Raw genomic sequence first — 15,042 nt, 5'->3', positions numbered from 1 at the left:
TCCCTATAACCCCGTCTTGTGCGCGCGGTTTGTAAAAAAGATGCCAGAAGGGCTGAGCGCGTCGATTTCTCGCAGTTTTTGAAAGGTTTGCGTGTCGTAGACCATCACCTTGTTTGCATCGCGAACCGACAACCAGACCTCATGCCCGCGCGGGGTGAATTCCATATGCAACACGCCCGGGCCGGGGGTGAATTGGTGGATGACCTCTTTGCTCAGTGAATCGATCACCTGAATCGTATCGTTCAGCGGATGGGCAAAATTGACCCAGACCTGCCGCCCGTCAGGCCGCGCCATCGCAAAGATCGGCTGGCCGTGGGTTTCGGTTCGCCCGGTCTGCGTCAGGCTTCGGGCATCGACCCACAGCACTTCGTGCTGGCCAACGGCGGGCAAGACAAAATCAGTTCCGGCCAACGCCCAGCCTTCCAGATGGGGCATCTTGTAAACCGGCAGCCCCTCGCGCCCGGCTGAATAACCGTCAAGGATCGGCATCGGTTTCGGGTCATCCTGCCACAGATCAAGCGCTGTCAGGTGGTCTTCACCGAAAAGCCCCGCGATATAGGTGCGCCCATCCGAGGTGACCAGCGCGTCATAGGGGTTGCTGCCCATCCCGGTGACCTTGGTAATTTCCGGAGTCGCCTCCGACATATCGGCGATCCAGGTTTCACCGGCATCCCACAGGCTAAAGACGAACCGGGTGCCCGGCACATCGACAAGGCCGACGGTTTTCGAGTCGGTCGGAATGTCGGCTACGAGGTCCAGGGTTTCGGCGTCAAACACCCGCACCCCGCCGGGTTCGTAATTGGATACTGCCACATAGCGGCCATCGTCGGATATGGCGCCACCGATCGAATTTCCGGCCTGCATGACGCGGTTCACGATGGATTGCTCCAGAATGTCGACCTTGGTAAGTCCACCATCGCGACCGAATACATAAGCAAACCGCTGATCTGGCGAATAGACCAGCGAGGCATGGGACAAATCGCCGAGGCCGGTAATACGCCCAATACTGGCGCGATCAGACTGATCAATCACCAGTAGCGATCCGTCGGCCCGTTCAACGACAAGCCCAAGATCGCCGGTGGGCTGCGCCAGCGTTGCGGTGCCTAAGAGGGACAGCGACAGGATCAGTGCCGTCAGGTGCTTGCGCATCACTCACCTCCCGTCAAAAGATAGTCGACCACCCAGTCGATTTCGGATTGTGTCAACAGAGGCCGCCATGGGGGCATCGCGGTTCCGGGGATACCGTCCTTGATCACGAGACCAAGAGTTTCCGGGTCATAGCCGTGCAACGCTTTGGCGCGGATGTCGGGGCCAAGCCCACCCTTGAGCGTCATGCCGTGGCACGAACCGCAATCGTGACGCACCAAATGCTCGAGCGCCTCAGCATCCGGCTGCGGCTCGGCTGCGAAGGACGCGCTGGCGCAGCAAGTGAATATCAAGGCCTTATTCACCGGCCATCGCCTCAGAAAGGCAGGGGATATGTTGCAGTGCCGTGTTTTGGTAAAGTGATGCTACCCTGCCGATCACAAACAGAACCGGCGTTCGCAGGGCATGAGCCTGCGTATCCACGCCAATCTGGCCAAGCTGCGACAGCACACGGGTTTCGCGCGGCGTTGTGGCATTGGACACGGCCAGAACCGGCAGGCTGGCGGGCAGGCCCGCGCGGATCAGTTGCAGCGCAATTTCAGAGATGTTGGACGCACCCATATAAACCACCAACGTCGTGTCGATATCAGCCAGGCTTTTCCAGTTCAGGTCGAGGGTCTTGTCAGCGGCCAGATGCCCGGTGATAAAACGCACGCCGGTGGCAAGGCCACGATGGGTAAGCGGCACGCCGGTCGCTGCCGCCATGCCCTGAGCCGCCGTAATGCCGGGCGCGTATTCGACATTGATGCCAAGCGCCTCTAGATAGGCCGCCTCTTCCGAGCCACGTCCGAATATCATCGGATCACCGCCCTTGAGGCGAACAACGGTTTCACCCGCCAAGGCGCGTGCGGCCAGAATTTCGTTGATCTGATCCTGAGGGACCGTGTGACTCTTGGGGGCTTTGCCGACCGGAACCATTGCGGCACCCTTGGGTGCCATGGACAGGATTTCAGGCGAAACCAGACGATCATAAACGACAGCGTTGGCTTCGCCCAGCATCCGAACTGCGCGCAACGTCATCAGATCGGGATCGCCGGGGCCAGCGCCGACGAGATAAACTTTGCCCATGGGTATCATTGGACGATTTCCTAGATTTGGCAGTTGCGCGATTGGATGCGGGGGCCACTAAAGCGGCCCCCGAAAGATTCGCGTCAGTAGACGTCGGCGCGTGTGTTGTAGACGTTGAACTTGCCCGTGGGCGTGATCAGGCGCGGGTCTTTGATCACATGCTTGAGTTCAAGCGTCTTGTCGTCGACAACGACGATGGCCGATTCCAGATCCTTGGCGTTCCAGACAGAGAACCAGATCTCGTTACCGTCCTTGTTGAATTCGCCCTGCACGACGCGGGGCTGGCCTTCGGCAATCCCGGCCCACTCCACGATGGGAAGCACTGTGTAGTCAGGCTCTTCCTCGGTCAGATCCGCGATGTTGAACACGGCGACCGACCCTGAGGTTTCGGCGTCCGGGTTCAGCGTCGCGTCAACATAGAGATGCTCGGATGTAGGGTGGGTCTTGACGAACAACGATCCACCGCCAAGCGCGTAGAGCTGATGCACCATCTTCCACGCATGTTCCGGATGGCCCTCGGGGTCAGTACCGATCAGCGCGACGGTATCATCCCCCAGATGCGAGGTGGCCCATACCGGCCCGTATGTCGGATGGATGATGTTGGCCCCACGGCCGGGATGCGGTGTTTCGCCATCGGTTTCGATTACCGCGACCAGCTTGCTTTCCTTGGTGTCGATCACCACCACTTTGCCGCGGGCGTTGGCTGCGGTCAGAAAGTACCGCTGGGAGCTGTCCAGACCGCCATCATGCAAGAACCGTTCGGCGTTGATCTCGGTGATCTTCAGCGCTTCGAGGTCTGAATAATCCACCATCATGATCTTGCCGGTTTCTTTGACGTTCACCAAAAACTCGGGCTTGTAGTGCGAACCAAGAATAGCGGCCACGCGAGGCTCGGGGTGATAGGTCTGTTCGTCATAGGTCATTCCACGGGTGGATTTAATCCGCAGAGGTTCCAGTGTATCACCATCCATGATCACGAATTGCGGGGGCCAATAGGCACCGGCAATGGCGTATTTGTCCTCATAACCTTCGAACTTCGATGTCTCTACCGAACGGGCCTCGGCACCGACCTTGATTTCGGCGACGGTGTCCGGGCTTTCCATCCAGAGGTCGATCATGTTGACCTTGGCATCGCGGCCAATCACGAACAGATAGCGCCCCGAGGCGGACATCCGGCTGATATGCACGGCGTACCCGGTCTTGAGGATCTTTTTTATCTCATAGGTCGCCCCGTCGATCATGGCGATTTCGCCCGAGTCGCGTAGCGTGACCGAGAACAGGTTGTCGATGTCCCAATCGTTCATCTTCTCGGTGGGACGATCCTCGGGGGCGACGTGCACTTTCCAGCTGGCACGCATGTCTTCCATGCCGAACTCTGGCGGGGCTGGCGGCTCGAGCAGCATGTAGCGGGCCATCATATCGACGTCTTCTTCCGTCAGATCCCCCGATGTGCCCCAGTTGGGCATACCCGCGGGCGAGCCATATGTGATGAAGTCGCGCAGATAATCGAACCCTTTTTCGCGCGTGATGTCGGGGGTCAACGCCTTGCCGGTCGCGCCCTTGCGCAGCACGCCATGGCAGCCCGCGCAGCGTTCGAAATAGATCTTGGTTGATCGCTGGAATTCCTCATCCGTCATGACGGGATCGTCGGGCTTGCGGCCCGGAATTTCGACCTGAATTTCACCGAGCGTTGTCATCGACGGCACATACATGTCCGCTGCTGTATCAGCGTGGTCCTTTGGCTTTTCCTGCGCGGATGCGCCCGTTACTGAAAGGCCCAGTGCCATCGCTGCACTGAGGTAAAGCGATGCTTGGCATCTGATCGTTCTGGGTTTCATCAGGGATTCTCCATTGACGGGTGAGGCTGGTGCAATCGTGACGTCGGCCCAGAGCGGCGTCCTTGACTTTCGTTAAGGCAGGCACGTCATCGGAGGTGCAGAAAGGGACATGGTGCGATCTGTCTTTCTCGTGGTCTTTGGTCTGCTGTTCCTTGTGGGCGGAGTTTTCGCGCCAAGCGTGGCTTCTGCTCAGGGTGCCCGCCCGGCCACTTGGGATGAAGCGGCTATAATTCCGCCGACCCGCGAGGCGGCCGCATCCTTGTTCGGCCTAGAGGACCTGCCGAACGTCACGCGCATTGATGCCGCTGTGCCGGGATGGTCAGTATCCCAAGGCGCAAAAGACATTGGGCATATCGCGTCGACTTGGGAAGTGATCCATTCAGTTGGCTACTCGGGACGTCCGCTGGATGTTCTGGTGGCGGTGTCCCCAGAGGGCACCATTTCGGGCGCGCAGTTGGTGCGCCACAGCGAGCCGATCCTGACGCTGGGATTGTCCGACGAGGACATTGAGCGGTTTGTTGCGGGTTTTTCCGGCGTTGATCTTTTGGACCCCGAAGGCACTGGGACCGGTCCCGATATGCCTGACATCATTTCCCGCGCAACGGTAACGACTGGCGTTATCCGCGATTCAATCCTGCGAACTGCGCGGTTGCTGGCAATCGGTCGGGGGCTTGTGCCGGGGGGCGGTATCGACAGGCTGAGTTTCGAGCCGCACAGTTGGACTGAACTTGACGCAATGGGCGCAGTTCGCGCCAGCACAGTGACGCTAAGCGACGCGCGCGCAGCGATGCCAGACGCAAAGCCCGAGATTTTAGAAGGTACGGCACCCTTTGTCGCACTTTGGGTGGCGCTGGGCGATCCGCCGACAATCGGACGCAATATTCTGGGCGAACAACAGTTCAATAGAATTGCTGCTACTCTGGGACCGGATGAGCATATTCTGTTTGTTGGCTCACACGGGCTATACTCCCACCGCGGCACTAAATGGCGGCGTAGCGGTGTTTTCGACCGCTTGACGTTGATGCAGGGCGGTGTGGAATACCCGCTGACCGACGAGGGCTATTCCCGGATCGACAAGCTGGCCCTCGACGATGCCCCCCCTTTCAAGGAGCGCAGCCTGTTCCGCATAAGCGATACCGGATTTGATCCGGCGCAGCCTTTCACGCTGATGCTGACGGCAGACCGCCCGGCGGCCTCGGGCAACGATCTGTCGTTCTCGATACCATTGGATTATCAATTGCCTGCAAAGTTTGTGCAGGCTCCACCACCAGAGGCGGCCCCGTTGTGGCATCGCACTTGGGCGGAAAAGAAGTTCGCGGTGATCAGTGTCGCCGCGATGCAGATATCCCTGACCCTGATCCTTCTTTTCCAGCAACCATTGGTGCGCCGCAAACGCCTGTGGCTCGGCATCCGAGTGGGCTTTCTAAGCCTCACACTGGTCTGGCTGGGTTGGGTATTGAACGGGCAATTATCCGTGGTGCAGGTGGTCGCCTTTGCGCAATCGCTGCTGACCGGTTTCAGGTGGGAGACGTTCTTGATTGAACCGGTGATCTTCACCCTGTGGGCGGGGGTGGCGCTGGGGCTGTTGTTCTGGGGCCGGGGCGTTTTTTGTGGCTGGCTATGCCCGTTTGGTGCCCTGCAAGAGCTGTCCAATCTGGTGGCCCGCCGGTTGGGCGTGCCGCAGATCACAGTGCCTCCTGCGTTGCATGAACGGCTTTGGATAATCAAATACACCCTCTTTATGGCGATACTTGCGCTGTCGTTCTATTCGATGCGCGACGCGCTGATCCTAGCGGAGGCCGAACCGTTCAAGACCGCGATTTCCATGCGAATGATCCGGGCGTGGCCGTTTGTCGCCTTTGTTATGGTGTTGTTGATAGCGGGGCTGTTCATCGAACGGTTCTATTGTCGTTTCCTGTGCCCCCTCGGCGCGGCGCTGGCGATTCCTGCCAAGTTGAAAATATTCGACTGGCTGCACCGGCGTCCGCAATGTGGTCGGGAATGCAGGCTCTGCGAAACCAAATGCCCGGTGGGTGCAATAGATACGCTGGGGCGGATCAATGCCAATGAATGCGTGCTCTGTCTGCGCTGTCAGGTGGTGATGTATGACCCGCATACCTGCCCGGTACTTAAACGCAGGGCACGCACCAATGCGGGGTGATTTGGCCAAAGGCTGCCGGATCAGGCGGGATATGCCTGCCCTGCGCTACCTGATGCGCTTCAATCTTTGAAAAACCCATCAAACGGCGGTGGTAAGTCAAATGTGTCCAGCGCAAGGGCGCGGGCCTCAGCCGACATCTTGCGCGCCGTCTTTTGCACGATACGTTGCAGCTTTTCGGGGCTTTGCGTGCTGGAAAAAGGTTGGAAATACCATCTCAGAAATACGAAACAGATTATATCTTCCAGCGCCTGAACGTCCGCGTCGCGCTTGATCCCCTGCTTCAGAAGCATGCGATGCGCCGCATCAATCTCGTGCTGGTCATAGCCTGCACTGGCCATGATTTCGCCGATGCGGCGGGCATGATGATGGGCCAGATCACGACGCCACGTCAGATAGCCTTCGCGCCCCTCGGGAAAGTCCGCCCGGCTAAGAACCCAGCGTTCGATATGTTGCCCTCGCGCGGCAATTTGCAGCGCCTCGCGAGCATCCGGGAACAGCCTGATCTGCTCGGCTGTCATCCGCTGGCCGTAAAGCAGGCTGGCGGGGTGTCCGTCCACCTCATTGGGGTCGCTGGCGTTGGCAGCGTCAATGGCCGCAAATGCAACGGCTAGCGCAGTCACAGCGCTTTGTTCCAGGCGGTGGCGGGATCAACGCTGGCATAATTTCGCAACGCATCAACATCGCTGATAGAGGCGTGATTTCTAGTGATTTTAACACCTACTTTTCCCAGTCTGGAAAATGCCCGCGACAGGCTTTCTGGTTTCATGCCCAAGCGTCCGGCGATCAGAATTTTGTCATAGGGCAGGGTGACCATGCAACTACCGCTGTCGCCATTGCTCAGATCTAGAAGGAATGCCGCGACCCGCTGCGCGCCGGTCTGGGCGGTGATCTGCTCCAGGTGAGACACCATTTTATGCAGGTGCTGAAAGGTTGATGCCAGCACGGCAATACACAACTCGGGTTCTTCCTTCATCATCGCGACAAGCGAGCGGGCCGGGATCAGCAGCAGCTTGCAATCAGTTACGGCCTCTGCCGAGACTGGGTAGTCTTCTTGTTTGAACGCCACCGCTTCGCCAAAACTATGGCTGCGGGTAAACACGTTCACGATCGCCTCGTTGCCATTAAGGGCGACACGATAGAGTTTGACCCAGCCATCAACGACAATATGAATCACATGGGCCGTTTCGCCCTGTAAAAACACGGTTTCGCCGCGGCCATATTGTTGGGTTTTAGCGTCGCCCAAAAGGGTGTCGACGACATGATCCGGTAGGGTTCGCATCAATACAGAGTCTTTGGCGATCTGTCTGTCCAGAGGCAGAACCATACCTGAATCTCCTGCAATGCGCTGCTCGGCAATGGGACTAAAGAAAACATGACTGACCCCGGAAAGAAAGGCGCAATTGGGTGCCATGCCCTGATACCGCAGGGCGATGGCTGCTTTCGGCTTACTATGCGGGCCGGCCAAGCCCTTAAATATGAATGAACTTCTGGCCCGTGTCCGTTCACGCTTGTAGCGACCCGTTGCGGAAACCCGCGCCTTCTTGGCGACCGAACATGGCGGCTAGCGGGGCAAAAAATGCGACAGGCCCAATGCAGAAATCGCTGAGCATTGGCTGGTGCCATTTGGGCCTGTCTTAAATTGACGGTCTTAGATCAGTTAAGCCCGTTTTCGGTCAGGATTTCTTCGAAAGTCTCTTTGGCCTTTCTGGGCATCTTCGCTTCCATGAAATCATCAGGCACAGGCGCGTCGGCGACCTGAATGACCATGACCATACCCATCCCAAGATGCGGTTTGCATTCCACGCCGATAACGCCCTCGGCGGTCAGTTCGACGTCGACCTCTTGATTGATCTTGCCGACGAATTTCTCTTGGCCGTCCGGCAGCATGCCCTTCATGCTTTCGGCGTTGTGGCCCTTGTCTGTCGGGATGAACTTGACGGTATCGCCGACTGCGGCAGAGACGAAGTGCGGTTCGAACACCATCATTCCGGCTTCGCCCTTGTTCAGCATGTGGACCTCATGCACTTCGGCAGAGGCAAGAGCGGGGGCAAGTGCCAGAAGCGATGCGGCGATGATTGTCTTGATAGTCATTTCTTTTCCTTCTTGGTTGGAATCCGCTGCAAAGGTGTCGCAGCGGGGACGTTGTTCAAGCGCCTACTGTGGCACTTAGGGCGCGTCGGAGGAGTTTTCCATGAGGAACTCCATCACAAGTGTCGCCTCATTTTCATCTAGTCCGGCGCGGGGGAACATCGAGGGGGTGATGCCCTTCCACTGGTTCTGGGTAAAGTGCGACGCCTCGCGTGGGCCGTGGCAAACTGTGCACCGCTCGTAGAAGATCTTTTCGCCCGGCGTGGCATCGGCCAGCAGCAATTCGGTGATTGATGCAACGCGGTCGAGACCGAGCAATTCCTCGTCGATTTCGCTCAGTTCGTAATCCTCGATGATCTCGGGCTTTTCATAGGCCATATTCGGCCCCTCGGGGTCTTCGCATTTGCGCATGCTGCACAGCACGGTGTTCGCCGTGGTCGCCTGACTTAGGCCCGAGGACCGCTGTGTAGAGGTCAGGAAATTCACCAGCCCCGAATTGCAGCGTCCCTTACTGTCCAGCGACGGCCAGCCGCCCTCATAGACTGACACGACGCCCGGCATGATGTCGTCGGACAGGATGGCGCCGACGATGATGGTACCACGGTCGTTATAAAGCTCGACCAGATCGCCGTTTTCGATGCCACGATCGGCGGCATCCTGAGTGTTAACACGCACCGGCTCGCGGCCCTCGATCTTGTAAAGTTCGCGCAGCGTTTCGGACTGGTCCATCTGGCTGTGCAGGCGATACCACGGGTGCGGGCTGACGACGTGCAGCTGGCCTTCCTTGGCGTTGCCGAGATACTCGTGCTTTTCCATCCAGACCGGCATTCCGGGGCAATCGTCGATGTCAAAGCCGGCGATTTCCTCGCAGAACATCTCGATCTTGCCTGATGACGTGTGCAGGGGGGTTTCGACGGGATCGGTGTAGAAATCGCCATGCCGCGTCCAGTTGCGGGCCTCTTCCGGCACCTCCTGAAGGGCATAGCCCTTTTCCCAGAACTCTTCGAACGACGTGTGCTGGGCCGCGCCTGAACGGTTGTAGGCCGCCTCGATATGGTCGATCAGATCAAGGCTGTCGGTGAATTGTGCCCACAACCCCAACTTGTCGGCCAGGCCCTCACAAATGTGATAGTCCGACATGCTTTCGCCGACGGGTTCGATCACCTGTTTCATCGCATAGACTTTGTCGTTGGAATAGGTGCCGCCGACGCTGATGTCGTCGCGTTCCAGAGTCGAGCAGGCAGGCAGCACAATATCGGCCCAGCGGGTCGCGGCGGTCCACCAGACGTCGACGCTGACGATGGTTTCGACCTTTTCCAGCGCACGGATCAGGCGGTTCGTGTCCTGCTGGTGCGACATAAAGTTGTTGCCGGCGTTGTAGATCATTTTGACGTCAGGATACGTGCCGGTCATGCCGTTATAGATGAATTCCGCGCCCGGGTTTTCCAGCATCTCGGTAATGCGGCTGGCGGGGCAGATGCCCTTGACCCAGTTGCGTCCTTGGCTAAGGCCGGTTGGTGTGGATTTTCCCGATGCGGGCATGCCGCCGGAACCATAGTGCCACGAAAACCCGACGCCTTGGCCCGGCTTGCCGATCTGGCCGCACAATGCGGAAAAGTTGACGATGGCCCAATGCGTCATCTCGCCGTGCTGGGCGCGTTGCAGCGACCATGCGCCGGCGATCTCGGTTTTCTTGGTGGCCATAAGTTCGGCCAATTCACGGATCTTGTCGGCGTCGATCCCGGTGATGGCCGCGGCCCATTCCGGTGTTTTGGGAGTCTCGTCGGTTTCGCCCTTGATGTAGGCGATCCACTTGTCCGAGCCGACAGTGTATTTATCGAGGTACTCGCGATCTTCCAGCCCCTTGTCCAGAACATGAAACGCCATGGCGCTAAAGAGGGCGACGTCGGTGTTGGGCACGATGCTGACCCAATCGGCGTTCAGGTATTCGTCCGACGGCGTGCGCTGCGGATTGATCGAGACGAACTGGCAGCCATTATCACGGATCTGCGCCCATGGGCCGGACATCTGGTGATCGGCAACGGTATATTCGATTCTGTTGTTCTTGATCGGATCGCATCCGACTAGCACGAAAACCTCCGTGTTGTCGCGGATCACCTCCCAAGCGGTCTGCGCGGAGTAAACTTCCATATCGCCAATGACGCGGGGCAGGCAGATCTGCGACGCACCCGCCGACCAGTCGCCTTGGGTATTGGTGCAGCCGCCGATCAGGTTCAACAGGCGGCCCTGCATCACGTTGGGTCGGAAGTTGCCCGCATTGGCCCAGCCGCCGTAGGACGAGCTAAAGATCGCCTCGTTGCCGTGATTGCTGGCCGTGTCCAGCAGCGCTTTGGCGGTCAGGCTAAAGGCGGTTTCCCAGTCGACCCGCACATAAGGTTCCTTGCCGCGCAATTCGGGTTTGGTATCGCCGGATTCCCAATTCTCGAGGTAGGATTTGCGCACCATCGGATAGTCGATGCGCGACTTGTCGTAGGTGCGGTCCTTGATGCCGTACATTAGCATCTCGGTCGGCTGCGCATCCAGCTCTGGCACAGTGTTGATATTGATCAGCGTGCCATCCTTGACCACGGCCTCGAACGGCCCGAAATGGCTGGCGTGAAACACGCGGCTTGCGAAGGAGTTGGTATCCAGACCTGCAAGTGCAGTCGAGTTTAGCAGGGGCGAGACCCCGAGCGCGGCAACGCCCCCCTGAAGAAAGCGGCGTCGTGTTGGCTGAGGAAAAGTCATCAGATACACTCCAAAATTGCATCGCGGAACGTATAGCTCCACGTTCTTGGCACGTTGATCTAGATCAAGTGCGCGGCGCGAATGTTGCTGATAAACTGATGGTCAACGTCATCAATGCGATACCAATATGAAAAGGCTGGATAATTTAGGGTCTCCAGTATTAACCGCAGCATTGCCCAATGTGAGTTTTTCGGGCCATATTTGACAGCAAGCAACCGACCAATAAAATAGATGATGGAGGGCCCCTGCGCGCGAAACCTGCGCCGATATTGCGCAGGCCCTTGGCTGGCTTGACGTAGCAGGACACGCTCTGGAAACACCAGTTGCGTGACAGCGCCCGGCGGTCAGCAATCATCACATGCACGCTCACGCCTCTGCGCGCGCCGGTTGTTGACGGTCAGTCCAGCTCCTGCACGCCTCCGCCTGATACGGTCAGGATCTGTCCGCTGATCCATGCGGCGGCAGGCGCGCAGAGAAACAGCGCGGCGTTGGCCATGTCCTCAGGTTCGCCCAGACGATTGATCGGCGTATGCTCCAGCATCTTGGCCTCAATATCGTCGTTCAGAACCGATTTTAGCGCATCGGTGCGGGTCGCGCCCGGCGCGATGCCGTTCACCCGGATGCCCTTGGGACCAAGGTCAAAGGCGATGTTGCGCACCAGATGGCTGGTCGCCGCCTTGGACGCACCATAGGCTGCCATGCGCTTGTTCTTGTTCTCGGCCGCCATCGACGTGATGGCGAGGATCGAACCGCCCCCGGCCTTTTCAATCTCAGGCGCGGCCAACTGCGCCAGACGAAACAGCGAGAACACGTTCAGATCGAAGGCGCGTCTGAAATCCTCCATCGGCATGTCAAAGGGCTTTGGCCCGCCGCCGCCCGCGTTGCTGACAAGGATCGTCAGCTTGCCAAAGCGGTCGACAGTCTGCGCCACCAACTGTTCCAGATCGTCCTCTTTGGTCACGTCGCAGGCAACGGCAGCGGCGGTGCCGCCCGCCTTTTCGATGCCATCGGCAACGGCCTGCGCGGTGCCCAGATCCAGATCGCTGACCATGACGCTGGCACCAGAGGCGGCGAACGTTTCGGCAATGGCGCGACCGATGCCTGCACCGCCACCGGTTACAACTGCTACGTCGCCGTTGAGTGTAAACTGTGCGGGATCATACATGTGATAGTTCCTGTGAATGGTTTGAGAGGATGTCGAATAGGGTGCAGAGCCGACCTGTTGCGTCTGCAAATGGGTCACACCGCGATTTTCCGTCACAACGCCGCCTTTAGGCGATCATGTTTACGTCTCGACCTGTTAGGCCTGCAGTCTCATGATGCATTCGCCCGCAGCATCGCCAGCGGCACGATATCGAGCGCGCGTTGATGTGTCGCGGCGAGGTGGACGCGTGGTGCGCAGCCTTCTTCGTAGGCCTGAACAAAGCGCGCGGCGCACAGGCACCATTGATCGCCCGGCCTCAGCCCGGCAAAGCCGAATTCGGGCCTGGGCGTGCTGAGATCGTTGCCGAGATATTTGGAGAAGGCCAGAAATTCGGCTGTCATCACGGCGCAGACCGTGTGACTGCCGCGATCCTCGGCGCAGGTGTTGCAATGGCCATCGCGGAAAAATCCGGTGACCGGATCCCGAACTGAACAAGGCGTGAGCGTGTCGCCAAGGACGTTGATGGATGCGTCTTTTTCCATGATTTGGGCCTTTCTCTCGCCTCGCTCAACCTAGCCTAGCGCAAGGCGGACAACTGGCAAAGCGCGGCTTTCAGCGAAACCTGTCGGCCAGCTTTTGCAGCGCGCTGCGCGTGTCTTTGGGCTCCGGGCTTGGCTCAGGGTTCGGTTGGGGCGTGGGCTGAGGTTTGGGCTGAGGTTTGGGCTGGGGTGCAGCTTTGGCACCGCCCTCGGGCTTCGCGCCCTTGCCCGCGGTGCCACCGGATGAACGCGGCGGCGCGGTGCGCAGCGCAACGGCGTTCTGAAACCTGCCGCCATCGCCTGCGGCCAGATGCGGTGCGCCGTCCGAGCAGCCGCGCAGCACGTCGTCCAGCCAGTCCTGATCTGCCTTGGCGAAATCGTGCAGGACATAACCCGGCACCGCCTCCTTGCGGCCGGGATGGCCGACTCCCATGCGCACACGGGTATAATGCGGGCCGATATGTTGGTGGATTGAGCGCAGGCCGTTATGGCCCGCATGGCCGCCGCCATCCTTGACGCGCACCTTGCCGGGGGCGAGGTCGATCTCGTCGTGGAAAACGGTGATATCCGGCGCCTCCAGCTTGAAAAAGCGCATGGCCTCGCTGACCGATTGACCGCTCAGGTTCATGAATGTCGCGGGTTTGAGCAGCAAAACCTTGGCGTCACCCAGCCGCCCTTCGCTGGCCACGCCCTGAAAGCGGGACTTCCACGGCCCAAAGCCGTGATCGGCCGCGATGCGGTCCAACGCCATGAAGCCGATATTGTGCCGGTTGCCGGCATATTTCGCGCCGGGATTCCCCAGCCCTGCAAAGATCAGCATGACGCCCCTCGTGGTTTGGCTGAGTTCGGTCTAGCGGGTTTCAGCGCGGATTTGAATTGGGAACCGGCCGCACTTGGGCGGTGCCGCGCCAAAAACGAAAAACGCGGCCCCATGATAGGGCCGCGTTCCATATTCTTGCGATACGCGGGGGCAAAGATTACTCTTCGGCGCCCTCGGGTGCATTGTCGACCTGCTCGGTCGCGGGGACCTCATCTGCGTCGACGTCATCGTCCTCGTCTTCGCCATCAGACTTCAGGGCCGAGGGGGCCGACACGTTGCAGATCATGAAATCGCGATCCTTGATCACCAGCTCGGCGCCCTTGGGCAGCTCGATATCGGAGATCGTGATGGTATCGCCGATGTCCACCAGCTTGGTCATGTCGACGATCAATGCCTCGGGGATGTCGCCCGCAGTTACCAACAGCTCGACTTCGCCGCGGATCGTCGTCATGACGCCGCCCTTGGCAATGGCCGGGCATTCTTCCTCGTTCTGGAAATCGATCGGGATGAACAGGTTGATCTTGGTCGTGCGCTTCAGGCGCATCAGGTCCAGATGAGTCGGCAGATCCTTGACCACGTCACGCTGAACGTCGCGGCAGATGACGCGCACGTCGTCGTGGCCTTCGACCTTCAGGTTGAACAGTGTCGAGCGGAATCGCCCCTGCTTGAGCCGCTTGAGCAGCACGTTGAACGGGATGTTGATCGGCAACGGCTCGTTGTCACCACCAAAAACGATACCAGGAACCATGCCTTCGCGGCGTGCAGCACGAGCGGCGCCCTTGCCTGTCCCCGTGCGTTCCTGGGCGTGAAGATCAGGAATTTCTCCAGCCATGTGTAATTCTCCATACATTAAGGGCGGGGCTCCTCCAAGGCTGTAGCCCCGCGTGAAGCCGTGGCCATAGAGGATTTGGGCTTGATTGGGAAGGGGGGAATGTCGCGTGCGGGCGCCTCTTTAGTGACTCCTCGGCGCAAGGCGCGTCGTCAGTCACTCGGGCGGCGGCACGCGTCCCCATGAAACATCCTTCAACACGTCCTCATCCAGCGTCTCGCCATGCAGCACGCTGACGTCGCCAGTAGCCTCCAGCACAACTGCGCGCACGCAGCCGGGGCTGATGGCGTTCGCCTCGCGCAGCTTGGCGCGCACGTCGTTGCGGGTGACGCGTGACAGGGTCAGATTCTCCTCGAAAAGGCGACCCTCGTAGTAAAGCATCAGCGGGGCATTGTCGGTCAGCCACGCAGCCAGCGACCACCGCTTGCGCAACGCGGAGATCGCATAACGCGCGACAAAGAGCGTGATCAACGCGACCAGACCGGGCCAAGGCGTCTCGGCGCTGGTCATCATCGTGGCCAGCACCGACCCCGCCGCGACCGTCAGCGCAAAATCAAAGCTCGACATTTTGGAGAACGAGCGCAGCCCGTTAAGCCGCGCCAGAAGGATGACAGCGAATACGGCCAGCAGAGTTTGTCCTGCGATGCTAAGAAGTTGCATG

14 protein-coding genes are annotated in these 15,042 nt (G+C 59.2%); 1 reads left to right on the top strand and 13 read right to left on the bottom strand.

Annotated features, from left to right (window positions below; genetic code table 11):
* Positions 1-3: 3 nt before the first annotated feature.
* The 4 genes from U3654_RS14715 to U3654_RS14700 all read right to left on the bottom strand — a co-directional run bounded on the left by U3654_RS14715 (position 4) and on the right by U3654_RS14700 (position 4,052).
* On the bottom strand, positions 4-1,149 hold the full coding sequence (locus U3654_RS14715) for a cytochrome D1 domain-containing protein (protein ID WP_324752301.1): 1,146 nt from the start codon (positions 1,147-1,149) through the stop codon (positions 4-6).
* Positions 1,149-1,451, bottom strand: coding sequence for a cytochrome c (locus U3654_RS14710; RefSeq protein WP_324752300.1), 303 nt, complete (start codon positions 1,449-1,451; stop codon positions 1,149-1,151). Before U3654_RS14710 ends, U3654_RS14715 begins: the two co-directional genes overlap by 1 nt.
* Positions 1,444-2,214: a uroporphyrinogen-III C-methyltransferase gene (gene cobA / locus U3654_RS14705; protein WP_324752299.1), complete on the bottom strand. Its 771-nt coding sequence runs from the start codon at positions 2,212-2,214 to the stop codon at positions 1,444-1,446. Before cobA ends, U3654_RS14710 begins: the two co-directional genes overlap by 8 nt.
* Positions 2,215-2,297: 83 nt before the next feature.
* Positions 2,298-4,052 carry a cytochrome D1 domain-containing protein gene (locus U3654_RS14700; protein ID WP_324752298.1) on the bottom strand — a complete coding sequence of 585 codons (1,755 nt, stop codon included), beginning with the start codon at positions 4,050-4,052 and terminating at the stop codon, positions 2,298-2,300.
* Between the two features lie 109 nt (positions 4,053-4,161).
* Here U3654_RS14700 and U3654_RS14695 point away from each other — a divergent pair, with 109 nt between their 5' ends.
* Positions 4,162-6,213 (top strand): 4Fe-4S binding protein, encoded by a 2,052-nt coding sequence (locus U3654_RS14695; RefSeq protein ID WP_324752297.1) that lies wholly within the window; start codon positions 4,162-4,164, stop codon positions 6,211-6,213.
* A 59-nt stretch (positions 6,214-6,272) separates the two neighbouring features.
* Here U3654_RS14695 and U3654_RS14690 read toward each other — a convergent pair whose 3' ends face one another.
* The 9 genes from U3654_RS14690 to U3654_RS14650 all read right to left on the bottom strand — a co-directional run bounded on the left by U3654_RS14690 (position 6,273) and on the right by U3654_RS14650 (position 15,041).
* Positions 6,273-6,833: a DUF4202 domain-containing protein gene (locus tag U3654_RS14690; protein ID WP_324752296.1), complete on the bottom strand. Its 561-nt coding sequence runs from the start codon at positions 6,831-6,833 to the stop codon at positions 6,273-6,275.
* A complete protein-coding gene (locus U3654_RS14685) occupies positions 6,830-7,537 on the bottom strand; it encodes a Crp/Fnr family transcriptional regulator (protein WP_324752295.1) in 708 nt (235 codons plus the stop codon). The genes U3654_RS14690 and U3654_RS14685 overlap by 4 nt, the downstream gene beginning before the upstream one ends.
* Positions 7,538-7,866: 329 nt before the next feature.
* Positions 7,867-8,304, bottom strand: coding sequence for a pseudoazurin (locus U3654_RS14680; RefSeq protein WP_324752294.1), 438 nt, complete (start codon positions 8,302-8,304; stop codon positions 7,867-7,869).
* Between the two features lie 75 nt (positions 8,305-8,379).
* Positions 8,380-11,049, bottom strand: coding sequence for a molybdopterin-dependent oxidoreductase (locus U3654_RS14675; RefSeq protein WP_324752293.1), 2,670 nt, complete (start codon positions 11,047-11,049; stop codon positions 8,380-8,382).
* A gap of 397 nt (positions 11,050-11,446) precedes the next feature.
* Positions 11,447-12,214 carry a 7-alpha-hydroxysteroid dehydrogenase gene (gene hdhA / locus U3654_RS14670; RefSeq protein ID WP_324752292.1) on the bottom strand — a complete coding sequence of 256 codons (768 nt, stop codon included), beginning with the start codon at positions 12,212-12,214 and terminating at the stop codon, positions 11,447-11,449.
* A 149-nt stretch (positions 12,215-12,363) separates the two neighbouring features.
* Positions 12,364-12,735 carry a DUF2237 domain-containing protein gene (locus U3654_RS14665; RefSeq protein WP_324752291.1) on the bottom strand — a complete coding sequence of 124 codons (372 nt, stop codon included), beginning with the start codon at positions 12,733-12,735 and terminating at the stop codon, positions 12,364-12,366.
* 70 nt (positions 12,736-12,805) lie between these two features.
* Positions 12,806-13,552, bottom strand: coding sequence for an aminoacyl-tRNA hydrolase (pth, locus tag U3654_RS14660; protein WP_324752290.1), 747 nt, complete (start codon positions 13,550-13,552; stop codon positions 12,806-12,808).
* Between the two features lie 157 nt (positions 13,553-13,709).
* The gene (locus tag U3654_RS14655) at positions 13,710-14,384 is read right to left on the bottom strand and encodes a 50S ribosomal protein L25/general stress protein Ctc (RefSeq protein ID WP_324752289.1); all 675 of its coding nucleotides are present in this window, start codon (positions 14,382-14,384) and stop codon (positions 13,710-13,712) included.
* 153 nt (positions 14,385-14,537) lie between these two features.
* Positions 14,538-15,041 (bottom strand): DUF421 domain-containing protein, encoded by a 504-nt coding sequence (locus tag U3654_RS14650; protein WP_324752288.1) that lies wholly within the window; start codon positions 15,039-15,041, stop codon positions 14,538-14,540.
* Between the last annotated feature and the right edge of the window lies 1 nt (position 15,042).

This window comes from Roseovarius sp. Pro17 (assembly GCF_035599575.1).
In the GTDB taxonomy this organism is placed as follows: Bacteria; Pseudomonadota; Alphaproteobacteria; order Rhodobacterales; family Rhodobacteraceae; genus Roseovarius.
This window is presented reverse-complemented; position numbering and strand designations above follow the sequence as displayed.

Excerpts from the sequence above, each read along its gene's own strand:
- U3654_RS14715 (WP_324752301.1), bottom strand. The coding sequence starts at position 1,149 with ATGCGCAAGCACCTGACGGCACTGATCCTGTCGCTGTCCCTCTTAGGC.
- cobA (WP_324752299.1), bottom strand. The coding sequence starts at position 2,214 with ATGGGCAAAGTTTATCTCGTCGGCGCTGGCCCCGGCGATCCCGATCTG.
- U3654_RS14700 (WP_324752298.1), bottom strand. The coding sequence starts at position 4,052 with ATGAAACCCAGAACGATCAGATGCCAAGCATCGCTTTACCTCAGTGCA.
- U3654_RS14695 (WP_324752297.1), top strand. The coding sequence starts at position 4,162 with ATGGTGCGATCTGTCTTTCTCGTGGTCTTTGGTCTGCTGTTCCTTGTG.
- U3654_RS14685 (WP_324752295.1), bottom strand. The coding sequence starts at position 7,537 with ATGGTTCTGCCTCTGGACAGACAGATCGCCAAAGACTCTGTATTGATG.
- U3654_RS14680 (WP_324752294.1), bottom strand. The coding sequence starts at position 8,304 with ATGACTATCAAGACAATCATCGCCGCATCGCTTCTGGCACTTGCCCCC.
- U3654_RS14675 (WP_324752293.1), bottom strand. The coding sequence starts at position 11,049 with ATGACTTTTCCTCAGCCAACACGACGCCGCTTTCTTCAGGGGGGCGTT.
- hdhA (WP_324752292.1), bottom strand. The coding sequence starts at position 12,214 with ATGTATGATCCCGCACAGTTTACACTCAACGGCGACGTAGCAGTTGTA.
- U3654_RS14665 (WP_324752291.1), bottom strand. The coding sequence starts at position 12,735 with ATGGAAAAAGACGCATCCATCAACGTCCTTGGCGACACGCTCACGCCT.
- pth (WP_324752290.1), bottom strand. The coding sequence starts at position 13,552 with ATGCTGATCTTTGCAGGGCTGGGGAATCCCGGCGCGAAATATGCCGGC.
- U3654_RS14655 (WP_324752289.1), bottom strand. The coding sequence starts at position 14,384 with ATGGCTGGAGAAATTCCTGATCTTCACGCCCAGGAACGCACGGGGACA.
- U3654_RS14650 (WP_324752288.1), bottom strand. The coding sequence starts at position 15,041 with ATGCAACTTCTTAGCATCGCAGGACAAACTCTGCTGGCCGTATTCGCT.